This window comes from Paenibacillus rhizosphaerae (assembly GCF_014192015.1).
Classification (GTDB): Bacteria; Bacillota; Bacilli; order Paenibacillales; family Paenibacillaceae; genus Paenibacillus_AQ; species Paenibacillus_AQ rhizosphaerae.
Genome location: NZ_JACHXJ010000005.1, coordinates 490,261 through 514,321 on the forward strand (window position 1 = coordinate 490,261; position 24,061 = coordinate 514,321).

Consider the following 24,061-nt stretch of genomic DNA (forward strand, 5'->3'; position numbering starts at 1 on the left):
GGGAGTTTAGACATGGCAAAGGAAAAAATCGTGCTGGCGTATTCCGGAGGTCTGGATACGTCGGTCATTCTGAAATGGCTCAAGGAAACGTATGATGCCGAAATCATCGCGTTTACGGCCGATATCGGGCAAAAGGAAGAGCTGGACGGTTTGGAAGAAAAGGCACTGGCTACCGGCGCCTCGAAAGTATACATTGACGATCTGCGCGACGAGTTCGCACAGGATTTCATCTTCCCGATGTTCCAATCGGGAGCGCTGTACGAGGGGCAGTACCTGCTCGGCACGAGCATTGCGCGCCCGCTGATCGCTAAGCGCATGGTGGACATCGCCCGCGCGGAAGGCGCGACCGCAATCGCGCACGGCGCAACAGGCAAAGGGAACGACCAGGTGCGTTTCGAGCTGGCGGCTGCGGCCTTGGCGCCGGACATCAAGGTCATCGCTCCATGGCGTCTGGAAGAATTCCGCAATGAGTTCCCGGGACGCGCGGAAATGATCGCTTTTGCCGAGAAGCACGGCATTCCGGTTACCGCCTCGGCGGCGAAGCCTTATTCGATGGACCGTAACCTGCTGCATATCAGCTATGAGAGCGGCGTACTCGAGGATCCTTGGTTCGATGCCAGCGCTCCGGAAAATAAAGACATGTACCTGCTCAGCGTTTCTCCTGAAGATGCGCCGGATGAGGCGGAATACGTGGAGCTCGATTTCGTACAGGGGAATTGCGTCGCCATTAACGGCGAGAAGCTGAACCCGCTGGCCGTGATGGAGCGTCTCAATGAGCTTGGCGGCAAGCACGGCATCGGCCGTGTGGACATGGTGGAGAACCGCTTCGTCGGCATGAAGAGCCGCGGCGTGTATGAAACGCCAGGGGGCACGATCCTGTTCACCGCGCACCGCAAAATGGAGTCGATCACGATGGACCGCGAAGTGATGAACCTGCGCGACAGCCTGATCACCCGTTACAGCACGCTGGTGTACAACGGCTTCTGGTTCGCTCCGGAACGTCTGGCACTGCAGGCGCTCGTGACCGAAAGCCAGAAGAACGTGACCGGTACGGTGCGCGTGAAGCTGTACAAGGGCAATATCATCGCCGCCGGCGTGAAGAGCCCGGTCAGCCTGTACAACCCGGACATCGCCACGATGGAAGCCGATCCGACCCAAGCGTACGATCAAGGGGATGCTACCGGCTTTATCCATCTGAACGCCCTGCGTCTTAAAGTCGGCACAGGCGTGGCACAGAACAAATAATTTTTCCATGATATAATCAACAGCACAAGCATGTCGTAGGGAGGCCGTTCCTTGTCGGTCACGGGAAGGAGCGGCCCTCTGCTGTCAAGCAAGAGGGGAGAGAACGATAGTGGGCAAACTGTGGGGAGGGCGCTTTACGAAGCAGACCAACCATCTGGTAGACGAATATACGGCTTCGATCGGTTTTGACCAGGCGCTCGCCGAGGAGGATATTCAAGGCAGCCTGGCTCATGTGACGATGCTGGGCAAATGCGGAATCGTTCCGCAGGAAGACGTGGAGACGATCAAGGCGGGGCTGCAAACCGTGCTGGACAAAATCCGCCGCGGCGAAATCGAGTTTTCGGTGGCGGACGAGGACATCCATATGAACGTGGAGAAAAACCTGATCGCCGAGATCGGCCCGGTCGGCGGCAAGCTGCATACGGGACGCAGCCGGAACGATCAGGTGGCGACCGACATGCACCTGTATTTGCGCAAGCGGGTCGTCGAGCTGGCCGGCATGCTGCATGAGCTGCAAAAATCGCTGATCGGACAAGCAAGGGACAACCTGGATACGATCATCCCGGGATATACGCATCTGCAGCGGGCGCAGCCGATTCTGTTCGCCCATCATTTGATGGCGTATGTGTCCATGTTCCAGCGCGATATCGAGCGCCTTATGGACAGTTACAAGCGCATCAACGTCCTGCCGCTCGGCGCAGGTGCTCTGGCCGGGACGACGTTCCCGATCGACCGCCATTTCGTGGCGGAGCAGCTGCAGTTTGACCGGGTCTACGAGAACAGTCTGGATGCGGTCAGCGACCGCGATTTTATCGTGGAGTTCCTGTCCCACGCGTCCATCATCATGATGCATCTCTCCCGCCTGTCCGAAGAGCTGGTGCTGTGGAGCAGCACGGAATTTAACTTTATCGAGCTGGACGACGCCTTCTGTACCGGCAGCAGCATCATGCCGCAGAAGAAAAACCCGGACGTGCCGGAGCTGGTCCGCGGCAAAACCGGCCGCGTGTACGGCAACCTGATGGGCCTTCTGACCGTGCTCAAGTCGCTGCCTTTGGCGTACAACAAGGATATGCAGGAAGACAAGGAAGGCATGTTCGACACGGTGGCCACGCTGGAGGGAGCCCTGCAGCTGTTTGCGCCGATGATCGCCACGATGAAGGTGAACAAGAGCCGCATGCGCGAAGCGGTCAACCAGGACTTCTCGAACGCGACGGACATCGCCGACTTCCTCGTCGGCAAAGGGCTGCCTTTCCGCCAGGCGCATGAAGTCATCGGCAAAACGGTGCTGTACTGCATCCAGCAGGGCAAGTACCTGCTTGACCTGACGATGGAGGAGTTCCAGCAGTTCTCGCCACTGTTCGATGACACGATTTATGAGGTGCTGCGGCCGGAAACCGTCGTGAACGCCCGCAATGTGTACGGGGGCACGGCGACGGATCAGGTGGCTGAAGCGATTAAGCGCGGTGAGGTGCTGCTCAGCATGACAGAGCAGTGGCTTGCCGAGCACGTATAGACGATAGACGATAGCCGATAGCCGATAGCCGTAACGAGTTGGTTGAGTCTGATCCGGGCTTCAATCTGCTTCAGGCAGACGGACTAACTTTTAGCAGCGCAATAATAAAAAGCAGATAAGAAATATCGGATAAGAAAAAGGCGCTTCCCTTGTGGAGGCGTCTTTTTTCGTGGGGTCCCCCCCAATTTTCCATTTTCCGTATTTACAACGTAACAATGTTATGTTACATTATTTCTGCGAGGAGGATGTGCAATGAACGAAGAAGAGATTTCCAAAAAGGATCTGCTGGAACTGACCGGAATTTCCTATGGACAGCTGTACCGCTGGAAGCGGAAAAACCTCATTCCCGAGGAATGGTTTATCCGCAAGTCTTCCTTCACGGGACAGGAGACCTTTTTTCCGAAGCAAAAAATACTGCAGCGCATAGACCGCATTATCAATATGAAGGACGGTTTGTCCCTCGACGAGCTGGCCGATGTGTTTTCGCCGAGCTCCGGCGAAGTATCGATCACCCCAGATGAGCTTTTACAACGTAACATTGTTACAAATATGACACTGGACCTGTTCCAACAAGAGGTGGGGAAACACGACGTGCTGACGTTCGCCGATATTCTCTCGGTCTATGTTCTGGAGAAGCTGCTGAAGAGCGGGGAGGTGACCCGGGATGAAGGCAAAATGCTGCTTTCCCTCATGCGGGATCATTACGCTAAAGTGGCCAGCAAACCGTGCGAGCTGGCGCTCGTCCGCAAAATGGGCGTGCCGCTGCTGCTGCTAATCGAGACTACCGAGCATTTATATGTGGACCGGGATGCCAAGTGGGTGTTCCGCCTGCCTTTAAGGGGCTGTATCGAGGAATTGAAATTAAAAATCAACCAATCGGAGGTTTGAGGCGATGGAGCGGGAACAAAGACATGACATGTCGATGTCGGGCATCGGGACGGTAGCGTCGGGTGTGTATAAAACGGTTAGGATTGACGGGATCAGCCGGGTAAAGGGCGATATTGACTGCATTACGCTGGATTCCAACGGCACCCTGAACATTTCAGGTTCGGTGCTGGGGGAAACGGTCAAGATTAACGGGACGATGACGATCAGCGGTAATTTATCAGCCGAACGTCTGATCATGGACGGCATGGGATCGGTCAAAGAGATGACCCACTGCAGCGAATCGGCTGCGATCAACGGCCAGGTCACCCTGGAAAAGGGGCTCAACAGCGAGAAAGTGGAAGTGTCGGGCAGCCTGAAGTCGAGAGGGGACGTGCAGTGCGAGGTGCTTTCGGTTCACGGCGGCTTTAACGTGGATGGGCTGGTGAACGCCGGCGTGATTGACTTGAAGATGAGCCTGGCCAGCAAAGCCAGGGAAATCGGCGGGGATCATATTACCGTGCGCCGGTTAAAGAAAGCGCCTATTTTGCTGCAGTTGGCCCCGGTCTTCAACAACCGCCTGAAGGCCGATCTCATTGAAGGGGACTTCGTAGATCTGGAATATACGGAAGCGGATGTCGTCCGCGGCAGCGAAGTACGGATCGGCCCCGGCTGCAAAATCGGCAGGGTCGAATACAAGGCCGACTTCAAGCGGGACGGAGACGCTCAGGTCGGATCGGCGAAGCGGATCTGAAGCAGCGTTGAAGCAGATCTGTATCTGCGCTGAAACCGGCTAGGCAGCAATAGAGCAACGTTCCAATATGGGTGCATGAGATAACATTCAGGGAATGCCCGGATGACCGGGTATTCAATAAGGGAGGAAAAGGTTATGACGTCAAATGGAAACCGCCACGGGCTTGGCGATATCAAAATCACGGGCAGCGGGAGCTCGGGAGGCGGAACGTTTAACCAGGTCAAAATTATGGGTGACGCGGAAATCAGCAGTACGGCGGACTGCGGGCTGTTTAAATGCCTGGGCACGGCCCAGGTGAACGGCTCCCTGATTGCGGAAACCGCATCCGTCAACGGAACGCTGAACGTCCGGGAGAACCTTCAGGGCGGATTGCTGAAGTCTCAGGGCGAGGTCAGCGTGTCCGGGGATCTGCAGTTGAAAAGCATCAGCATTAACGGCGAGCTGGCCGTAGGCGGCAATGTGTCTTCGGATTTCGCCAAGATCAACGGCGGTCTCCGGGCGGCGTCCGGCCAGACGGAAGAGCTGCTGGTGCGGGGCGTGGTGGAAATTCCGGGCATGCTGAACGGCGAGCACGTCGAGATCAAGATGTATGGACCGAGCCGGATCGGGGAGCTCGTGGGTGCCAAGATCACCGTCAAGAAAGGGTTGGAGATTCCCCTGATCGGCAAGATGACTTCGCATTACGACGGCGGGGAGCTCAGCGCAGAGAGTATTGAAGGGGACGTTGTTTATCTGGAGAACACCAAGGCTGCCGTCGTCCGGGGCAGAAGGGTGAACATCGGCAGCGGATGCGAGATCGGACTGGTGGAGTATACAGACGAATTCAAGCAGGACACGGCGGCAAGCGTAGGCCGGTTTGTCCGGCTGGGATAGCGCATTTTACAAACATATAAAGGGGTAGTGCGTGACATGGCAGAGAAAAAGAACAGGCTCGGTCTGATTGTCGCCGGTCTGCTGCTCGGCGTGCTGATCGCGGCGATGGACAACACGATCGTCTCCACCGCAATGGGGACGATTGTCGGCGAGCTGGGCGGTCTGGACCAATTCGTCTGGGTTACTTCCGCCTATATGGTGGCAGAGATGGCCGGCATGCCGATTTTCGGCAAATTGTCCGATATGTATGGAAGGAAAAGATTTTTCGTATTCGGGATCATCATGTTCCTGCTGGGTTCGGCCTTATGCGGGACGGCGCACAGCATTACCGAGCTGAGCATTTACCGGGCGATTCAGGGAATCGGCGGCGGGGCGTTGGTGCCGATTGCGTTTACGATCGTGTTTGATATTTTCCCGGTGGAGTCCAGAGGCAAGATGGCGGGCATGTTCGGAGCCGTATTCGGAGTGTCGAGCTTGTTCGGACCGCTTCTCGGAGCGTATATCACCGATTATTTGGAGTGGCGCTGGATTTTCTATATTAACCTGCCTTTAGGCATTGTGGCTTTTCTGCTGGTGGTGCTGTTCTATCATGAGTCTCATGAGCATTCCAAGCAAAAGATCGATATTTGGGGAGCAGCTACGCTGGTGGGATCCGTGGTCAGCCTGATGTTCGCGCTGGAGCTGGGTGGCAGCAAATACGCCTGGGATTCACCGGTCATTATCGGACTGTTCGCCGCGTTTGCCGTACTGATGATCGTCTTCCTGGCCGTGGAGGCCAAGGTGGCCGAACCGATCGTGTCCTATGACATGTTCCGCAAAAGGCTGTTCGCCTTCAGCAGCGCAGCGGCCTTATTCTATGGGGCGGCTTTCATTACCGCAGCCGTGTACATTCCGATTTTTGTGCAAGGAGTTATGGGTGGAAATGCAACTAACTCCGGGTTGATACTACTTCCGATGACGCTGAGTTCTGTGGTGGCCTCGCAAGTAGGGGGCATGCTGTCCACCAAAATGTCGTTCCGCAGCGTCATGATTCTATCGGCAGTCATTTTCGGCGGCGGCATGCTGCTGCTCGGCACGATTACGCCGGAGACGACGCGGACGATGCTGTCCGTCTATATGCTGGTCGCCGGCTTCGGGATGGGATTTTCGTTCTCCGTCCTCGGGATGTCGGCCATCCAGGGCGTGGACGCCAGACAGCGGGGCTCGGCCAACTCGACGATTTCCTTCCTGCGCTCGCTGGGGATGACAGTGGGAATTACGATCTTCGGTATCATCCAGCGAAATGATTTCCATGATCGGCTGAGCAGTACGCTGGGCGGAGCTTCCGGCCAGAATATGCCGCCTACGATGGATCCACAGCAGATGCTTTCGCCGGAGCGCAGAGCGCTCATTCCGGCACCGGTCATGGAGAAGATCAGCAGCGCGCTGTCCGTCTCCGTGGACCATGCGTTCCTGTGGGCCGTAATACCGGCGGCACTGGCGCTGGTTTCGGTCTCCTTGATGGGCGGATCACGGCTGCAAATGTCCCAGATGGGACCGGGAGCGCGCAAAGACGGGGCGCATCATTAATAAAAGCGTGATTTGGAACTTTTGAAGAAGCTGAGGCGAGTCTTGGTTTCTTCCTTTTTTTGGCAGGTGCTTGCATTATATCTATGTATCTATGTAGCTCTAGTCCTTCGTGGAGTGATTAGATAAACCAGGGACTCATTTGAAGAAGCAGCAGTAACAATCAGGGGCTTTAAAGGACTTGCATATTGAATACTGATCCATTCGTTGTCGATTACACGTATGATGTCCTGCATATACTTCCCGTTAAAAGCAATACGAAATGGCTCCCCCTGAAAGTCCAGTGCTGGGGTAGTCTCCAGAACATCGCCGACTTCCGGCGTATTGGAGCTTAATTCCAAGGAATGGGATGTTCCGTTCAGCAGAACTGCTTGATCGCCCGCAACCAAATTAACCCGCTCGATCGCACTGAGAAAGGCAGCTGAGGACACCCGGACTTCCGTTACATATGCGGCGTTGATCATCGTTTCCATTGACGGGAAGGATCCGGTAATCAGAGGAATGTACGCCGTGAGATTCTGATTCTGCATCATCATCCGGTGATTACTGAAGGAGATCCGCAGTTTCTCTCCGGACAGCAGTTTGGAGATATGCTTTAGATATGCGGAAGGTATGATGGCCTCCGCTTCATAGCTCGGATTGCGATCAAGAAGGGTTGTGCATGAAGCCAAGCGCACACCGTCTGTAGCTATCAACCTCATTGAGCCATTTCTGATGTGAAACAGGGCGCCGGTTAATACAGGACTGGCTTCATTTGATTTGGCGGATGCAAAAACAACCTGCTGAACCGCTTTTTTAAATTGAGAGCCCGATATCTCCACATCCAAAAGGTGGTTTCCGAGGTCTGGAACGGAACAGCCATCCTTTGGATCCATTCCGTAGAGTCGGAATAAAGTACTCCCGGAACTAATCTTTAATAGGAAAGGCGGCTGTGTTTCCAGGGTTACCATTCCGGCAGGCAGCTTGCGGATCATATCCGCAAATAGACGCGAAGGCACGGCGATGGATTCCGTTTGACGATGTCGCTCATCGAGTGGAAGCCTAGTTTGAATGACCAATCCTGAGCTTGTTCCTGATGCAAGAGTTAATCCTTCCAGACTCGTATGTAAATGAATCATAGAGTTTTGCGGTTGTGCTGAGGATACCGAAGCTGCGACGGCAACCTGATGAACGGTTTGAGCCAGAAGGTCACCGGGGATACGGACGAACACGGGCGTCACCTTTTTCTTTTAATTTTGGTCGGAAAAGTAATGCTCGATCATTCCACGCAGAACCTCGGACCGAGTAAGCTGATGATCGTCACAATAGGCATCCAGACGGCTCCATGTTGCCTCGGATAAAGTTAACGATACTTTGCGGGTCGTCCCGATCCCTTTTCTGCCTGCTCCCTGGCGCGCACCGCCACGGGTAAACATGAAGCTCAACTGACCTTCCTTATCGGGAATGCCGATTTTTACTTTATTGCGGGGCTCCATGATCATGCCTCCTTCAAATTTGAATAAGGTTACCTATTTCAAATATTTTCTAATTCTAATCTATCACAGTTCGAAAGTGTTAGGCAATAAGCACTCCTTTTAGCGCTAGACGAATCAACCCGCCTCAAACGGGGTATAAAAGGGTAAAAGAAGCGAAAAGGAGAGAGCGTCATGAAAATCATTATTACGCAGGCGGAAGCGGTAGAGAAGGGCATTTGGGGCGAGGTCATGAAGATGTTCGGCGTCGAGGCCGAGGAGGAAGTGTGGCCGAGCGAAGAGTACATTTTGACGGAGGAGCAGGCGCGCCGGATCGGGATTATTCAATAGAGCTCACACAGGATTATAAAAAGGGTGTCTCCAGCGGTTTCATTAAACCAGCGGAGGCACCCTTTTTCTTTTATAGTTGCCCATCATCTGCGCTCAGAAGTTCGGCCCGCTTACGCCATCCTCCACGATTTGCTCTTCGGAACCTGGAGCGGGTCTGCCCTCTCCCGGATCTTCCGTATGGACCGCGATCAGCCGGTTTTGCGGACGGTACGTATCACGGGAAATACGTTTGCGCGATACCTCCTTGCCGTCCACCTTCTTGATTTGATAGGTCTCGACGATGTACCCCGGTTTGCCGCTCTGCAGGATCTCCTGGCCGCCGACCGGTAGGGTCGGATTCTGCACGAACTTTTCGGTAACCGGGAGAGTTTCGACCGTGCGGGACATGAGGTCATAGGTGACATTTTTCGGAAAAGTGCCAAAAAATTTGACGATCAGATTCCGATCCTTGACTTCGGCCTGAATCAGCAGCGACTTCCCAGTATTGTTCCGGAAGCGGAAGTTGATCGAGCCTTCGGCAAACGTGGCGTCCTGACCTTTCGGCAAGTAGCTGACCGGCAGGGAATGGTTGCGCCGCTCGACGATATCGAGCCCGGTCCGGACGGCCGCATTGTACACCGTGCTGGATACCTGGCAGATGCCTCCGCCTACTCCGGGCACCAGCTTCCCGTTCAGGATGACCGGCGCTTCCTGGAACCCGTATTTTTCCTCCGCCTTGGCAATGACCTTGCTGTAGTCAAACACGTCACCCGGCTTCAGCACCATGCCGTTCACCGCCTTGGCGGCGGAATCGACATTGTATACCCTTCCCGGCCCGCTCGAGCCGAGCCCGGTGGAGAACTCGATGATTTTTCGCTCGATTCCTTCTTCCTTGAGGCTGCTGATCGTGACGTTCGGCACCATCCGGTACAGGGGAAGGTCCAGGCTGAGCTTGGGCTTTTCACCACCGGCAATCAGGGCGAAATCCTTCGGAATCAGGGCTGTCATCTGCTCCTTGAGCGTGTTCCAGTCAATCCGCGAGACCGAAACCTCCGGCGTGTACACGACCTCGTCTTTACCTGAGATCCGCCGCGTGGCTTCCACCGGAAGCCCGAAGTGCTCCTGCTCCCACTCCGGCGTGAATTTCTCCTTCAGCGCGGAAATGTCCCAGTGCGGCACGATGTTCCAGTCCGTTTGAAAATGCCAGCGGTATTTAAGCTGGTCCAGCCAGCTTCCTTCATGCAACTGCGCTACCGCCTCTTTAAAGGCGTCCGCTTCAAACGAAACGCCGGCTTCCTTCAGCGTCAGCTGGGCATCCGGAATGCCTTTGGCGGCCACGGACAGCGTCAAGGGAATGCTCTCCATCTGTCTGAGACGGGCGTCCAGCAGCTTAAGCGCCTCATCCGAATCTTTTCCTCCGAGCGGGTAGCCGGCAACCTGGATCTTATCCGGAAGGGTGTTTTGTCCGATATAAAGATGTACCCACCCGGCGGTGACGGAACCGATCAGCAGGATGCTGGCGATAATGATCAGGCTTAAATGAATTTTTTTCATAGGGTTCCCACCTCTTTCGCTTCCTCTTCATCGTGATTGATGCTGTCTTTCCATATATATGTAGGCAAAGTGGAAAAATTTCGGGTACTCAAAAGGTAACAATTTTGTTACAATGAAACACATCGTGATGATTCCTACGCTTTTTTAAAGGAATTAGCTGGAATGTGTCGAATTTATAATGGCTGATTATGTAATTAGGAAGTGATGAACGAAGTGATTGAAATGCAGGACGTGTGGAAGACCTACCAGAATGGAACCCATGCATTGCAAGGCGTATCGGTCAAGATTGACCGCAACGAATTCGTATACGTCGTCGGACCGTCCGGCGCAGGCAAATCGACATTCATGAAGCTTATTTATAGAGAAGAAGTGCCGACCAAAGGGCAAATCTCTGTGAACGGTTTTAATATCGGCAAGCTGAAGCAGCGGAAAATTCCGTATGTGCGCCGGAATATCGGCGTTATTTTTCAGGATTTCCGTCTTCTTCCGACACTGTCGGCCTACGAAAACGTGGCTTTTGCCATGGAAGTCATCGAAGCGCCGAAGCGGCAGATGAAAAAGCGCGTGATGGAGGTGCTGGAGCTGGTCGGACTGAAGTCCAAAGCCGCCCGCCTTCCGGCACAGATGTCCGGGGGGGAGCAGCAGCGGATCGCGATCGCCCGAGCCATTGTGAACAACCCGGCGGTCATTATCGCGGACGAGCCTACCGGCAACCTCGACCCCGAAACTTCGTGGGGCATCATGCAGCTGCTAGATGAGATCAATTTCCGCGGAACGACCATTGTCATGGCCACCCACAACAAGGAGATCGTGAATACGATGCGCAAGCGCGTCATCGCGATCGAGCACGGCAGCATTGTACGCGACCAGCAGAGAGGAGAATACGGGTATGACTTTTAACACCTTTCTGCGGCATTTGCGGGTCGGGTTTAACAGCATCTTCCGCAACGGGTGGATGTCCGTGGCTTCCGTTACCTCCATCGTGGTGTCCCTGTTCGTGCTCGGGGTATTTATCATCTTGGTGCTCAATGTCAATGCTTTGGCCGACAAAGCTGATAAACAGGTGCAGATAAGCGCTTATCTTAATCTGAACGTCGACCAGAAGCTGCGTGAGAAGGTCCAGAACGAAATCTCCGCGATGCCGGAGGTCAGCAAGGTACAGTTTGTTTCCAAAGAGCAGGGGCTCACCGATTTCCGCAACAGTATGGGAGACGAGGGCAAGGAGCTGCTTGAAGGATTCGGTAAGGATAACAACCCGCTGCCGGATAAGATTATGGTCGAGGTGATCGAGCCGACGACGGTTCCGTTCGTCGCCCAGAAGATCGAGGCGCTGAACACGAGCCATACGGAGCAGCCGATCATGAAAGTGAAGTACGGCAAAGGCACAATCGAAACGCTGTTTAAAGTGACGCGCCTGGTGCGTAACATCGGGTTTATTTTCGTGGCCGGCCTCGCCGTCATGTCGATGTTCCTGATCTCCAACACCATCCGCGTCACGATTCTCGCCCGCCGCCGGGAAATCAGCATCATGAAGCTGGTCGGGGCGACGAATTATTTTATCCGCTGGCCGTTCTTCGTGGAGGGCACCCTGATCGGACTGATCGGGTCCGTCATCACGGTGGCGCTGCTGTTTGTCGGTTATGACCGGCTGGCCGCCTCCATCGGCTCGGATTTTACGCTTCAGATGTCCCTTCTCCCGCTGAGCCAGCTGTGGCAGTGGGGAGGATTACTGATTGTCCTCGGCGTGCTGATCGGCATGTGGGGAACGACCCTATCTATTCGCAAATTTTTGAAGGTATAAGAACAAGGACGATAAGCAGCTGACGGAGAGTCTTGGTTATACAGGAGAAACTTTTGGAAAAGGACGGGGAACGCAAGTTGAAAAAGATCGCCACATGTTTGGCCGTAGTTATGATCGCAGCGGCTGTATTTCAACCTTCAGTAGGTCTGGCAAAGAAAAAGACGGTCGATGAGATCGACCATGAACTGAGAGTGCTGCAGCAGCAGGCGAAGACCGCCAAGCAGCAGAAGAGCAAGGCGGAAGCCCAGAAGCAGGAAGCGCAGCATTACAAAAATAAAACGACCCAAAACCTGCAATACGTCATGAACCAGATTAATACGGTGAGCAACACGATGACGAAATTGACGGTTCAAATTGACGATACGCAGGACAAGCTTCATCAGACGGCGACCGAGTTGGATGCCGCCGAAGAGCGGATCCAGTCGCGGGAAAAAATGCTGGAGTCGCGGGTACGCCTCATGTATACCGACGGCAACGTATCCTACTTGGAAGTGCTGCTCTCATCGACGAGCTTCTCCGATTTCCTGGAACGGGCCGATGCGCTGAAGGAATTCGTAGACCAGGACAAGGATTTGCTGGAACAGCACAAGAAGGACAAAGCGCTGGTGCTGGCTAAGAAAAAGGAACTGGAGTCGGATTACGCCAAGGCCAAGGATCTGTATGCCCAGATGGAAGACCAGAAGGCGATCCTTGCCGAAAACGAACGGCAGAAGCAGATTCTGATCGCCCAGTACGACCAGAAGATTGAAGAATCCGACGACACCAGTGAAGAGCAGGATCAACTGCTCGTCACGCTCGTCAGCAAGCGTGCTTCCCTGCAGCAGGAGAAGAACAAGCTGAAGGCTGAAGAAGCGGCGAGAAAGGCGGCGGCAGCCAAAGCGGCTGCTGCGAAGAGAGCGGCTGCAGCAGCGGCAGCGGCCAAGAAGAGGAGCGCGACAACGACGGTTGAAAGCTCGGGCGGTTTCTCAGGCAGCGGCGGACCGCTGTATATGCCGGTGAGCGGAGCCCGCATTTCATCGTCTTTCGGCCGAAGAGTCCATCCGGTTACGGGTGAAGTGGGCAAGATGCATAAAGGGGTGGACCTGGCTGTTCCGCAGGGAACGCCGATCCACGCCGCCGAAACGGGAACCGTTACGCTGGCCGAATGGTGGAGCGGGTACGGGTACTGTGTCATCATCGATCATGGGGATGGAATGTGGACCCTCTATGGACATATACGTGAAGGCGGTATTAAAGTAAAGGTAGGCGAGCATGTCAGCCGCGGTCAGGTGATTGCAGAATCCGGCGCCACGGGACAAGTCACGGGGCCTCACCTTCATTTTGAAGTCCGTCAGAATGGAACGCCTGTGGACCCAATGCCGTATCTGTAGACCGTATAAATATTCCGTACAAGCCGAACATATACTAGGATGGTTAAGTCTGGTCATAAGAGGTTCGGCCGGAAAATAAAAGGCGGTGAAACTTACTTTGAAGAAACGTACGGTCGCATTGTTGGTCGTCGTAGGTATGCTGTTGGGAAGCGTAATGACCCTCGCTTTAACGAGTGCAAGCTTTGCGAATCAGGCCTCGACGGGCCAGGGCGTGCTGGCGAGCGTGGTCAGCGGCGGCTTGAAGCAGGATGAAGCGAAGAAAATCGGTACGGCTCTGGATCTCATCCAAGGCAATTATTATGAGGATGTGGACCGGAGCAAGCTGGTGGACGGCGCCATCAACGGCATGATGGAATCGCTGGAAGATCCGTACTCGACTTATATGGGTAAGCAAACGGCACAGGAATTTGAGGAGAGCATCGAGGGCTCATTCAGCGGCATCGGTGCCGAAGTGTCCTCCGAAGACGGCAATGTCGTCATCGTGTCTCCAATCAAGGGATCGCCTGCGGAAAAAGCAGGGCTCCGGGCTAAGGATATCATCTTGACGGTGAACGGAGAATCGCTGAGCGGGCTTGAACTGAACGATGCGGTCTCGAAAATCCGCGGTCCGAAAGGCAGCGAGGCGAAGCTGACGGTCCGCCGAAGCGGCGTGTCGACGCCGCTTCAGTACACCATCGTGCGCGACGATGTCGATCTGGAGACCGTCAATGCCCACATGGAACCGGGTAAGGTAGGGGTTATTGAAATTACCCAGTTCTCCCTGAACACGGGCGATCGCTTCAAGGAAGAGCTGGCGAAGCTCGAAAGCCAAGGCATGAAGGGCCTCGTCATCGATGTCCGGAACAATCCCGGCGGCGTGCTGTCCGTCGTGATCGATATCGCCGAGCAATTCGTGCCGAAGGGCAAGCTGATCGTTCAGGTTGAAGACAAGAACAAAAAGCGCGAGAAGAGCGAGTCCAAGGGAACGGGCAAAGACTATCCGATCGCCCTCCTGATGAACAAAGGAAGCGCCAGCGCATCCGAAATTCTGGCAGGTGCTTTGCAGCAATCGGCCGGAGCGAAGCTGATCGGTGAAAACTCCTTTGGTAAGGGGACCGTACAGACGAGCTTCGATAAGCAAATGGGCGACGGCAGCCTGCTCAAGATTACGATCGCGAAATGGCTGACGCCAAACGGCAGCTGGATCCACAAGAAGGGGATCAAGCCGGACATGGCGGTGGCTCAGCCGGATTACTTCTCGGTGGCTCCGATCAACAAGGACAAATCGCTGGAGTACAACATGAATAACACCGACGTGAAGAGTGCGCAGGTCATGCTGGACGGCCTTGGCTTCAAGCCTGGACGCAAAGACGGATTCTTCGATGAGAAAACTGTCGCCGCCGTCAAATCGTTCCAGGGCAGCGCGAAGCTGAGCGCAAACGGCGTCATTGACGCGAAAACGGCGGAAGCACTCGAGAACGCGCTGATCGAGCACATCCGCGATCCGAAATACGATAATCAATTGAACGACGGGATCGACGAGGTGCGGAAGGAAATTGCCGCTGCCGCGTCGAATCGTTAAGAAGGCTGATCTTTAGCCTTCTTTTTTTCTTGCGTCTGATGTCTGTCCAGGATATGCGTAAATGTCATAGGGAAGGAGCGTGGTGACGGATTGGATGTCGCTTGGGAACTGTTGTGGAAGTTCGGGAATGCGTTGCTACAGCTGCTGACGCAGCCGTTTTATTATATTTCGATCATTTTGATGGCGCTGGTGTACCGCAGGCAGGTGCTGCTGGAGAGAAAGCTGTTCTCCGTCCGGCTGCACAGCTGGGGGCTGCAGACATGGCGGACCTTTTGGGGCGGACTGCTGGCCGGGATCGGTGTCTCGGTGGCTGCGGCGTTTTTGGGAATATCGCTGACGACGGAAGCGGTCATCTGCATTTGGGTGGTGGCTATCGTGCTGCTGCTGTTCCGGGTCAGGTATTTGTGCTTTGCTTACGCCATCGGGATCTTGGGCGTAATTCAGTTTATTATGGGGCTGTTTTCCTGGAGTCCGGACGGGTTCCTGAAAACGGTGAAGGATACGGTAGCGGGTCTGGATATTCCCGCCCTGCTTGCTTTGGTGGCCGTGCTGCACTTGGCCGAAGCGCTGCTGATCCGCATGCAGGGAGCGTCCTTTGCCAACCCGCTCTTTATTGAAGGGAAGCGGGGCAAGCTCGTCGGAGGCTACCAGATGCAAGTGTTCTGGCCGATTCCTCTCTTTCTGCTGATTCCGGGGGCCTCGGATGCGGCTCTGCCTTGGACGCCTTTATTTGGCGGAGACGGATGGAGCAGCGGCTTCAGCATGATGGCGCTGCCCGTGGTGATTGGCTTCAGCGAAATGACGCAGAGCCTGCTTCCGCAGGTGAAGGCGGAGCGGACGTTCAAACGCCTTCTTATCTATGGCGTCGTACTGCTGGCTTTCAGCATCCTGTCGGCCTGGTGGAGCCCGCTCGCCCTTGTGGCGGCCTTGATCGCCTTTGTGCTTCATGAAGGACTGGCCTGGTACAGCCGGTATGAGGAGCAGCACCGGAGCCCGGTGTTTGTCCATCCTGCGCAGGGGCTGAAGGTGCTGGCCGTCATTCCGGGGAGCCCTGCCGAAGAGCTGGGTATTGCGGCCGGCGAATCGATGATGAAGGTCAACGGCATGGCGATCCGGTCCAAAGAGCAGCTGCATCTGGCGATTCGCAAAAACCCGGCCTTCTGCAAGCTGGAAGTGCAAAACCTGCAGGGCGAGGTCAAGTTCCTGCAGCGGGCAATCTACGACGGGGATCATCACCAGCTGGGCGTCATCCTGGCTCCGGACCCGGATGCCGGCGTGGTTCTGGTACTGAAGCCGGTCAATCTGTTTCAGTTGATCGGCATGAAAATCCATGCCCGCAGCAAGTCGTCCACTCCTGCATCGCATGATGCGCGGGAAGCCGACATGTAGTAAGGCAAGAACACAAAAAGCGTGGGAGCTTCAGAGCTTCCACGCTTTTTTGTCCTATGAAGAGGCTAACCATGTGGTTTACCGGGCAAGCAGGAGGTTACGGATTATTCCTGGAGCTGGCGAAGGACGATGATCTCCACCCGGCGGTTCTTCTGCCTTCCGGCTTCGGTGCCGTTATCCCCGACCGGACGCGTATCGCCGTATCCGGCGTATTGGAACTCGTCCGGGTTCAAATGCTTCTGATCGAGGAAAAAACGAAGGACCGACAGCGCCCGGGCTCCGGAAAGCTCCCAATTATCCTTGTAATTTGAAGCATGCACGATCGGCAGATTGTCCGTGTGTCCCTCGATGCTGATGACCGTGTTCAGGTTCTTGAACAAGCTAGCGAGCTTGTCCAACACCGGTGCCGAGCCGGGCTTTAGGTCCGCTCTGCCGACATCAAATAAAAATTGGTCGCTAAGCGTTATCGAGATGCCTTGAGGCTCATCCGCCACAAAAATCTGGTCCTCCAGCCGGTTATCCTTTACATACTGCGAAATGACCTGCATCAGGTTCTGAAGCTCCTGCTCCTGCTCGCGGAACGCAAGCTCCCGTTCGGTCAGTTCCTGAGAGCCGCTGTCCTGCGGCTTTTTGGCCGTGTCGGGATTTCGGTGCGTATGTTTGTCCGCTTGGCCGGTGATGCCGGATCCCTTCTCGAGGATCGAATCGCCGCTTTTGAACGTATGCTGCAGGGATTGTGTGATCGCTTCGTACTTCTCAACGTCCAGCCGGCTCATCGCGAACATCATGACGAAAAAGATCAGGAGCAGCGTGATCAGGTCCGCATAAGTGATCAGCCACCGGTCCCGGCCGCCGTCTCCTTCGCTTTTCCTCCGGCCCTGACGTCTATTCCGCTGTCTCATCGATGAATTCCTCCTTCACGGCAGGGGCATGATAGCTGTCCACCGGTGTGAAGGAAACGAGCTTTTTGCGCACCATGTTGGGGTGCTCGCCGTTCTGAATCGCCAGAATGCCCTGCATCAGAAGTTCCATTTGCTGAATTTCATCGGCGCTGCGGGACTTAATTTTCGACGCAATGGGTAAAAAGATAATATTGGCGCTCGCCACGCCGTATAACGTAGCGGTAAAAGCAACCGCGATCGACGGCCCGAGCTCGGTCGGCTCGGACAAGCTGCCCAGGACGTGGATCAGCCCCATAACGGTGCCGATGATACCCATGGTCGGAGCGTAACCGCCAGCGGACTCGAATATTTTGGCGTAGTTTTCATGCTTTTGCTCCACGGCGTCCATTTCGAGCTCCATGATCTGTTTGATCTGGGATTCTTCCGTTCCGTCGACGACCAGCTGAATGCCTTCACGAAGGAACGAGTTGTGATGGTCCATCGCCATTCTTTCAAGGGAGAGCACCCCATTGCGTCTGGCCGCCGTGGCCATGCCGACCAAGTCTTCGATCAGCTGGTTCGTATCCTCGGCCGGTTTGCTGAAGGCAAAGCGCAGCGCTTTGGGAATCGCCTTGAGCCGGTGAAGCGGGTAACTGACAACAACAGCGGCAATGGTACCCCCGAATACGATCAGGGCGGCCGCTGCCTGCATTAATCCATTAATCTGACCTCCTTCCCATAAAAAGCCACCTACCAGCGCGGCAAGTCCCGCCAGGATGCCCAGTATTGTTGTGATTTCCATGTTGTGCTATCACTCCTGTTCATGAGTTAGGGTTTGCATACGGCACTTGATCAGAGTATAATAGACGGGAACAAATATTCTTATTTCAACAATGATTTCCTATAGCTTATATCGGGAAATCTCGACATATAGTTTAGAATATCTATTTTAGATGATAAGGGTGATGTTGGGCAATGAGCGATATTGTCGTCAGTACCAAGACGTTTGAGCTTGAGTCGGAATACACACCGCAGGGCGACCAGCCGAAGGCCATTACCGAGCTGGTGGAAGGCCTGAAGCAGGGGAAGAAGCATCAGACGTTGCTGGGTGCGACCGGTACCGGCAAGACCTTTACCATTGCGCAGACCATCGCCAAGGTGCAGCGGCCGACGCTGGTCATCGCGCATAACAAGACGCTGGCCGCCCAGCTGGCGAGCGAATTCAAGGAGTTTTTCCCGAACAACTCCGTCGATTACTTTGTGAGTTATTATGATTACTATCAACCGGAAGCGTACATCCCTTCTTCGGATACGTATATTGAGAAAGACTCGAGCATCAACGAGGAGATCGATAAGCTGCGCCACTCCGCGACCAGCTCGCTGTTCGAGCGCCGCGACGTCATCATCGTGGCGAGCGTCTCGTGCATTTACGGCTTGGGTTCGCCGATGGAATACTCCAGCATGCTGCTGTCGCTGCGCGTAGGCATGGAGAAGCCGCGCAATCAGATATTGTCGCGCCTGGTGGACATCCAGTATCAGCGTAACGACATTAACTTCGTGCGCGGGACGTTCCGTGTTCGCGGCGACGTCATTGAGATTTTCCCGGCTTCCAAAGGGGAACAGGCGATCCGCGTGGAGCTGTTCGGGGACGAGATCGAACGGATTACGGAGATCGATGTCCTGACGGGCGAGCTCATCGGTGAACGCGATCATATCGCGATTTTCCCGGCGTCTCACTTCGTAACGAAGGAAGAGACGATGCGAGTGGCGCTGGTTAATATTGAGCGGGAGCTGGAGGAGCGGCTCGAGGAGCTGCGCTCCCAAGGCAAGCTGCTTGAAGCTCAGCGCCTGGAGCAGCGTACGCGCTACGACATCGAGATGATGAAGGAAGTCGGCTTCTGCTCGGGGATCGAGAACTATTCCGGACCGTTAACGTTCCGGGAACGGGGAGCTACCCCATATACGCTGCTGGACTATTTTCCGGATGACATGCTGATCGTGGTCGACGAGTCCCACGTAACGCTGCCGCAGATCCGGGCGATGTACAACGGGGACCGGGCGCGCAAAACGGTGCTCGTGGAACACGGATTCCGTCTGCCGTCGGCGCTGGACAACCGGCCGCTGACGTTCGAAGAGTTCGAGGACAAAGTGAACCAGATCATCTACGTATCGGCGACGCCGGGACCGTACGAGATCGAGCACTGCAATGAAATGGTTGAACAGATCATCCGTCCGACAGGTTTGTTGGATCCGGTAATCGAAGTCCGCCCGACTGAAGGGCAGATTGACGATTTGATCGGAGAGATCCGGGAGCGGATCGACCGCGACGAGCGGGTGCTCGTGACAACGTTAACTAAGAAGATGGCCGAGGATTTGACCGACTACCTGAAAGAGATTGGGATCAAAGTAAGGTACCTGCACTCCGATATCAAGACGCTGGAGCGGATGGCGATTTTGCGTGACCTGCGTCTGGGTACGTTCCATGTACTGATTGGTATCAACCTGCTGAGAGAGGGACTTGACCTGCCTGAGGTATCTTTGGTTGCGATCCTGGATGCCGACAAGGAAGGTTTCCTGCGCTCGGAGAGGTCTCTCATTCAGACCATCGGCCGCGCGGCCCGGAACTCTGAGGGCTTTGTTCTGATGTATGGCGACAAAATTACGGAGTCGATGGACAAAGCGATCAAGGAAACCCAGCGCCGCCGCACCTTGCAGATCGATTACAATGAGCAGCACGGAATCACGCCGCAGACGATCCGCAAGAAGGTGCGGGACGTCATTGAGGCGACAAAAGTGGCCGAGTCGAAGGCGGAGTATCTGACCGGAACCGGCGGCAAGATGTCGAAGAAGGAGCGCCAGTCGGTAATCCAGCGTCTGGAGGCGGAAATGAAGGAAGCTGCGAAGAACCTGCAGTTCGAGCGCGCCGCCGAGCTGCGTGACGCCCTGCTGGAACTTCAGGCGGAATAAACAAGAACATGGATAGGATAAGGGAACGGCCGTTTGGACTGGTCGTTCTCTTTGTGGATAAATCCCATATATAGATCCTTTCAAAGGAGTTGAGCGACCATTGGCCAGCGAAAATATCGTCATTAAGGGTGCCAGGGCCCACAATCTGAAGAATATAGATATCACGATTCCCCGTGATAAATTTGTTGTTTTAACCGGACTGAGCGGTTCGGGCAAGTCTTCCCTGGCGTTTGACACCATTTATGCCGAAGGGCAGCGCCGGTATGTGGAATCGCTGTCCGCATACGCGCGCCAGTTTTTGGGGCAGATGGAGAAGCCGGACGTCGACTCGATCGACGGACTGTCTCCGGCCATTTCGATTGACCAGAAGACGACGAGCCGCAATCCGCGCTCTACCGTCGGAACGGTTACCGAGATTTACGATTACCTGCGGCTTCTGTTTGCCCGCGTGGGCCATCCCCACTGTCCGGAGCACGGCATTGAAATCACGTCCCAGACCGTCGAGCAGATGGTCGACCGGATTATGCAGTACCCGGAGAAGACGCGCCTGCAGCTGCTGGCACCGATGATTTCCGGCCGGAAGGGTGAGCACAAGTCTTTGTTTACCGACGTGGCCAAGCAGGGCTTCGTGCGTGTTCGGGTAGACGGCGAGCTGCGTGATCTCTCCGAAAATATCGAACTGGAGAAAAACAAGAAGCATTCGATCGAGGTCGTTGTCGACCGGATCGTCGTTAAGGAAGGTGTGGAGGCGCGTCTGGCGGACTCCATCGAGACAGCGCTGAAGCTGTCCGGAGGCCAGCTGCTGGTCGATATTATGGGCCAGGAAGAGCTGCGTTTCAGCTCCAATTTCGCCTGCCCGATCTGCGGATTCAGCATCGAGGAGCTGTCCCCGCGGATGTTCTCGTTTAACAGCCCGTTCGGGGCCTGCCCGGAATGCGACGGTCTTGGCGTGAAGATGATCGTCGACCCTGAGCTGCTGATTCCGGATCGGGAGAAATCGATCGAGGACGGAGCTTTTCTGGCGTGGACAGGCAGTACGTCCAACTATTATCCGCAATTTCTGAAGTCGGTATGTGAGCATTACAACATTCCCCAGAATGTTCCGGTCAGCCAGCTGAAGGAAGAAGACATGAACAAGCTGTTGTACGGAACAGGGAACCAGAAGATCCGCTTCCGTTACGAAAATGACTTCGGACAGCGGAAAGAAGCGTTTGTGGTGTTTGAGGGCGTCATTCCGAACCTGGAACGCCGCTACCGTGAAACGGCTTCCGAAGGCATCCGCGAATTTATTGAAAACTTCATGAGCGCAAAGCCGTGCGAAGTCTGCAAAGGTCACCGTTTGAAGAAAGAAGTGCTTGCGGTAACTGTCAACGACTACAATATGGCGCATGTGACGAGCTTGTCCATCGGCGAAGCGATGAAGCTGTTTGACCAGCTCGAGCTGTCCGAGAAGGAACGCTCGATTGCGAATTTGATCCTGAAGGAAATCAACGCGCGCCTCGGGTTCCTCGTGAATGTCGGACTCGATTACCTGACGCTGAGCCGGGCCGCGGGGACGCTCTCCGGAGGAGAGGCCCAGCGGATTCGCCTGGCCACGCAAATCGGCTCCAGCTTGATGGGCGTGCTCTATATTCTTGACGAGCCGAGCATCGGTCTGCACCAGCGGGACAACGACCGATTGATCTCCACGCTGGAGCATATGCGGGACATCGGCAATACGCTCATCGTCGTGGAGCATGACGAGGATACGATGATGGCCGCCGACTATATTATTGATATCGGCCCGGGTGCCGGTATTCACGGCGGCCGCGTCATCGCGCAAGGGACGCCGCAGGAAATTATGAAGGACCCGAACTCCCTGACCGGCCAATACCTGAGCGGACGCAAGTTCATTCCGGTCAATACGGAACGCCGCAAGCCGGATAGCCGCTGGCTGGAGATCCGCGGAGCGAGAGAGAACAACCTGAAGAATATCAACGCCAAAATTCCGGTGGGTGTCTTCACGGCAGTAACGGGGGTATCCGGTTCGGGCAAATCGACGCTCGTCAATGAGATCCTGTACAAAACGCTTGCCAGGGAGCTCAACAAGGCGGTCAAGGTCAGACCCGGCCAGCACAAGGAAATCCGCGGGCTCGAGCATCTGGAGAAGGTCATCGACATCGACCAGTCGCCGATCGGCCGTACGCCGCGTTCCAATCCGGCAACCTACACTGGCGTGTTTGATGATATCCGTGACATTTATGCACAGACGAACGAGGCCAAAATCCGTGGATATAAAAAAGGACGCTTCAGCTTTAACGTGAAGGGCGGACGATGCGAAGCCTGCCGCGGGGATGGTATCATCAAGATCGAGATGCACTTCCTACCGGACGTCTACGTGCCGTGCGAAATCTGCAAAGGCAAACGCTATAACCGGGAAACGCTGGAGGTTAAGTATAAGGAAAAGAGCATCGCCGACGTGCTTGAAATGACGGTGGAAGACGCAACAGAATTTTTCAAAAACATTCCGAAAATCCACCGGAAGCTGCAAACGCTGCTCGACGTGGGCTTGGGCTATGTCACTTTGGGACAACCGGCCACGACGCTGTCTGGCGGCGAGGCGCAGCGCGTGAAGCTGGCCTCCGAGCTGTACCGGCGCAGCACCGGCAAGACGCTCTATATTCTGGATGAGCCGACGACGGGTCTGCATGTCGACGATATCGACCGTCTGCTGACCGTGCTTCACCGTCTGGTCGATTCCGGGGAATCCGTGCTCGTCATTGAGCACAATCTGGACGTCATCAAGACGGCCGACCACATTATCGACCTGGGGCCTGAAGGCGGCAGCGGCGGCGGAACGATTATTGCCTCCGGCACGCCTGAGCAAATCGTGAAGGTCGAGCAGTCGTACACAGGCAAGTACCTGAAGCCGGTCCTGGAGCGCGACACGGCGCGCAGCGAAGCTTTGAAGGTAACAAGCTAATGGTGACCAGTTAGCTCCAATGCCGTAACCAGTGCCCGATGTGGAACGATTACGCGAAATAAGGATATAGACCAGATCATGTCTCCAAATCCGCGAATGGCGGGGGAGGCATGATTTTTTTTGAAGAGATCAGAAAGTATACGTTTCGGAGCCTCCGCTTCCTGATCTCGCAATAAAAACTTCCGCTAGACGCGGTCTGTCTTCTTTGAAGGTACGTCGATAGACGTTTTTCTTATATGAAGAAAGCATAAGCTCCGGAGATTCTGTGTAAGTTGAACCAAAGAATGGGTGGCCAGCCGTCCGGAAATAAGCGCCATTTTTCATAAAATGAAGGCAACCCGGGTAATAATATAAAGGATATGGTTTCTATACACGGGTTATCCATCGGAGGCGACCAGCCTCAATTACCAGAAAAAGGCGATTTTATGACAATTTCAATTTTTTACATCCGAAGTCTTGCATCTCATCGCCCAGAACGATAACATGTAAAGAGATATGTAAAATGAGCGAAGCCACAAGAGGAGGTCCAACCATGTTGCTTGCAGAAGCTGCTGCATCGGCTGCATCCAAATTCAATACCTTTGACGTATTCATGATCCTGTTTACGATTTTGATCCTGATCGGGATTATCCGTCTGGTGAAGCAACCGGTTAAGAACAAATTTGCAATCGGATTCAGCGTGATTTGCTTGCTGGTCTTTTTAGCGTCCGACTTTGCCATGATCCAGAACTGGATGAGCTAATCGGATACAACTTAAACGAAGTTGCGACGAATGAAGACACCTTTCGCTAACCGGCGGACAAGGGGTCTTTTTTTGTTTTAGCCATTTGGGATGTATGCTGTGTCATTTTCCTATTAAATATAGGGCTTCCAGCAATTGTACACGCCCGGTTTGTGTGATACATTGAGGCTATGATTCAGGGGAAAGGATAGGCTCCGGTGATCTGCAGATCAAGATAAAGATAAGGTCAGGTGAGGGA

The 24,061-nt window shown here is 54.7% G+C and carries 20 protein-coding genes; 15 read left to right on the plus strand and 5 right to left on the minus strand.

Annotation, left to right across the window (positions count from 1 at the left end):
• The first annotated feature begins 12 nt into the window (after window positions 1-12).
• The 6 genes from FHS19_RS27620 to FHS19_RS27645 all read left to right on the plus strand — a co-directional run bounded on the left by FHS19_RS27620 (window position 13) and on the right by FHS19_RS27645 (window position 6,818).
• A complete protein-coding gene (locus FHS19_RS27620; protein WP_076174549.1) occupies window positions 13-1,245 on the plus strand; it encodes an argininosuccinate synthase in 1,233 nt (410 codons plus the stop codon).
• Window positions 1,246-1,354: 109 nt separating this feature from the next.
• Window positions 1,355-2,758, plus strand: a complete 1,404-nt coding sequence (gene argH, locus FHS19_RS27625; RefSeq protein WP_089549762.1) for an argininosuccinate lyase — start codon at window positions 1,355-1,357, stop codon at window positions 2,756-2,758.
• A gap of 252 nt (window positions 2,759-3,010) precedes the next feature.
• Entirely contained in the window at window positions 3,011-3,646 is a 636-nt protein-coding gene (locus tag FHS19_RS27630; RefSeq protein WP_183585153.1) for a YhbD family protein, read from the plus strand.
• 4 nt (window positions 3,647-3,650) lie between these two features.
• A complete protein-coding gene (locus FHS19_RS27635) occupies window positions 3,651-4,376 on the plus strand; it encodes a polymer-forming cytoskeletal protein (RefSeq protein ID WP_183585155.1) in 726 nt (241 codons plus the stop codon).
• Between the two features lie 135 nt (window positions 4,377-4,511).
• A complete protein-coding gene (locus tag FHS19_RS27640) occupies window positions 4,512-5,249 on the plus strand; it encodes a cytoplasmic protein (protein WP_183585157.1) in 738 nt (245 codons plus the stop codon).
• Between the two features lie 36 nt (window positions 5,250-5,285).
• On the plus strand, window positions 5,286-6,818 hold the full coding sequence (locus FHS19_RS27645) for an MDR family MFS transporter (RefSeq protein ID WP_183585159.1): 1,533 nt from the start codon (window positions 5,286-5,288) through the stop codon (window positions 6,816-6,818).
• Window positions 6,819-6,907: 89 nt separating this feature from the next.
• On the opposite strand, the gene dnaN is transcribed toward FHS19_RS27645, so the two are convergent.
• Together dnaN and FHS19_RS27655 are read right to left on the minus strand one after the other, a co-directional pair.
• Complete coding sequence (dnaN, locus tag FHS19_RS27650; protein WP_183585161.1) at window positions 6,908-8,026, minus strand: DNA polymerase III subunit beta; 1,119 nt, start codon at window positions 8,024-8,026, stop codon at window positions 6,908-6,910.
• 18 nt (window positions 8,027-8,044) lie between these two features.
• Entirely contained in the window at window positions 8,045-8,290 is a 246-nt protein-coding gene (locus FHS19_RS27655; protein ID WP_246426844.1) for a hypothetical protein, read from the minus strand.
• A 171-nt stretch (window positions 8,291-8,461) separates the two neighbouring features.
• Here FHS19_RS27655 and FHS19_RS27660 point away from each other — a divergent pair, with 171 nt between their 5' ends.
• Window positions 8,462-8,617 carry a hypothetical protein gene (locus FHS19_RS27660; protein WP_163882621.1) on the plus strand — a complete coding sequence of 52 codons (156 nt, stop codon included), beginning with the start codon at window positions 8,462-8,464 and terminating at the stop codon, window positions 8,615-8,617.
• Window positions 8,618-8,710: 93 nt separating this feature from the next.
• Here the strand turns inward: FHS19_RS27660 and FHS19_RS27665 are convergent, their stop codons facing one another.
• Window positions 8,711-10,150 carry a VanW family protein gene (locus tag FHS19_RS27665; protein ID WP_183585165.1) on the minus strand — a complete coding sequence of 480 codons (1,440 nt, stop codon included), beginning with the start codon at window positions 10,148-10,150 and terminating at the stop codon, window positions 8,711-8,713.
• A 213-nt stretch (window positions 10,151-10,363) separates the two neighbouring features.
• Between FHS19_RS27665 and ftsE the strand changes: the two genes are divergently transcribed.
• From ftsE to FHS19_RS27690, 5 genes are all read left to right on the plus strand, one after another.
• On the plus strand, window positions 10,364-11,050 hold the full coding sequence (gene ftsE, locus FHS19_RS27670) for a cell division ATP-binding protein FtsE (RefSeq protein WP_183585297.1): 687 nt from the start codon (window positions 10,364-10,366) through the stop codon (window positions 11,048-11,050).
• Complete coding sequence (gene ftsX, locus FHS19_RS27675; RefSeq protein ID WP_183585167.1) at window positions 11,040-11,951, plus strand: permease-like cell division protein FtsX; 912 nt, start codon at window positions 11,040-11,042, stop codon at window positions 11,949-11,951. Before ftsE ends, ftsX begins: the two co-directional genes overlap by 11 nt.
• Window positions 11,952-12,028: 77 nt before the next feature.
• Window positions 12,029-13,321 carry a murein hydrolase activator EnvC family protein gene (locus FHS19_RS27680; protein ID WP_183585299.1) on the plus strand — a complete coding sequence of 431 codons (1,293 nt, stop codon included), beginning with the start codon at window positions 12,029-12,031 and terminating at the stop codon, window positions 13,319-13,321.
• A gap of 136 nt (window positions 13,322-13,457) precedes the next feature.
• A complete protein-coding gene (locus FHS19_RS27685) occupies window positions 13,458-14,882 on the plus strand; it encodes a S41 family peptidase (protein ID WP_183585301.1) in 1,425 nt (474 codons plus the stop codon).
• A gap of 90 nt (window positions 14,883-14,972) precedes the next feature.
• On the plus strand, window positions 14,973-16,271 hold the full coding sequence (locus tag FHS19_RS27690) for a serine protease (protein WP_183585169.1): 1,299 nt from the start codon (window positions 14,973-14,975) through the stop codon (window positions 16,269-16,271).
• A gap of 104 nt (window positions 16,272-16,375) precedes the next feature.
• Here FHS19_RS27690 and FHS19_RS27695 read toward each other — a convergent pair whose 3' ends face one another.
• Window positions 16,376-17,173, minus strand: a complete 798-nt coding sequence (locus FHS19_RS27695) for an OmpA/MotB family protein (RefSeq protein WP_183585171.1) — start codon at window positions 17,171-17,173, stop codon at window positions 16,376-16,378.
• Window positions 17,157-17,954, minus strand: a complete 798-nt coding sequence (locus tag FHS19_RS27700; RefSeq protein WP_183585173.1) for a flagellar motor protein — start codon at window positions 17,952-17,954, stop codon at window positions 17,157-17,159. The genes FHS19_RS27695 and FHS19_RS27700 overlap by 17 nt, the downstream gene beginning before the upstream one ends.
• A 173-nt stretch (window positions 17,955-18,127) precedes the next feature.
• Between FHS19_RS27700 and uvrB the strand changes: the two genes are divergently transcribed.
• From uvrB to FHS19_RS27715, 3 genes are all read left to right on the plus strand, one after another.
• On the plus strand, window positions 18,128-20,119 hold the full coding sequence (gene uvrB / locus FHS19_RS27705) for an excinuclease ABC subunit UvrB (protein ID WP_183585175.1): 1,992 nt from the start codon (window positions 18,128-18,130) through the stop codon (window positions 20,117-20,119).
• Between the two features lie 100 nt (window positions 20,120-20,219).
• Window positions 20,220-23,081 (plus strand): excinuclease ABC subunit UvrA, encoded by a 2,862-nt coding sequence (gene uvrA / locus FHS19_RS27710; protein ID WP_183585177.1) that lies wholly within the window; start codon window positions 20,220-20,222, stop codon window positions 23,079-23,081.
• A gap of 532 nt (window positions 23,082-23,613) precedes the next feature.
• The gene (locus FHS19_RS27715) at window positions 23,614-23,823 is read left to right on the plus strand and encodes a hypothetical protein (protein ID WP_076174517.1); all 210 of its coding nucleotides are present in this window, start codon (window positions 23,614-23,616) and stop codon (window positions 23,821-23,823) included.
• The last annotated feature ends 238 nt before the right edge of the window (window positions 23,824-24,061 follow it).

Coding starts and splice junctions, on each gene's coding strand:
- FHS19_RS27645 (WP_183585159.1), top strand. CDS start 5,286: ATGGCAGAGAAAAAGAACAGGCTCGGTCTGATTGTCGCCGGTCTGCTG.
- FHS19_RS27655 (WP_246426844.1), bottom strand. CDS start 8,290: ATGGAGCCCCGCAATAAAGTAAAAATCGGCATTCCCGATAAGGAAGGT.
- FHS19_RS27635 (WP_183585155.1), top strand. CDS start 3,651: ATGGAGCGGGAACAAAGACATGACATGTCGATGTCGGGCATCGGGACG.
- FHS19_RS27660 (WP_163882621.1), top strand. CDS start 8,462: ATGAAAATCATTATTACGCAGGCGGAAGCGGTAGAGAAGGGCATTTGG.
- FHS19_RS27630 (WP_183585153.1), top strand. CDS start 3,011: ATGAACGAAGAAGAGATTTCCAAAAAGGATCTGCTGGAACTGACCGGA.
- FHS19_RS27665 (WP_183585165.1), bottom strand. CDS start 10,150: ATGAAAAAAATTCATTTAAGCCTGATCATTATCGCCAGCATCCTGCTG.
- FHS19_RS27620 (WP_076174549.1), top strand. CDS start 13: ATGGCAAAGGAAAAAATCGTGCTGGCGTATTCCGGAGGTCTGGATACG.
- FHS19_RS27695 (WP_183585171.1), bottom strand. CDS start 17,173: ATGAGACAGCGGAATAGACGTCAGGGCCGGAGGAAAAGCGAAGGAGAC.
- FHS19_RS27715 (WP_076174517.1), top strand. CDS start 23,614: ATGTTGCTTGCAGAAGCTGCTGCATCGGCTGCATCCAAATTCAATACC.
- FHS19_RS27640 (WP_183585157.1), top strand. CDS start 4,512: ATGACGTCAAATGGAAACCGCCACGGGCTTGGCGATATCAAAATCACG.
- FHS19_RS27700 (WP_183585173.1), bottom strand. CDS start 17,954: ATGGAAATCACAACAATACTGGGCATCCTGGCGGGACTTGCCGCGCTG.
- FHS19_RS27685 (WP_183585301.1), top strand. CDS start 13,458: ATGCTGTTGGGAAGCGTAATGACCCTCGCTTTAACGAGTGCAAGCTTT.
- ftsX (WP_183585167.1), top strand. CDS start 11,040: ATGACTTTTAACACCTTTCTGCGGCATTTGCGGGTCGGGTTTAACAGC.
- uvrB (WP_183585175.1), top strand. CDS start 18,128: ATGAGCGATATTGTCGTCAGTACCAAGACGTTTGAGCTTGAGTCGGAA.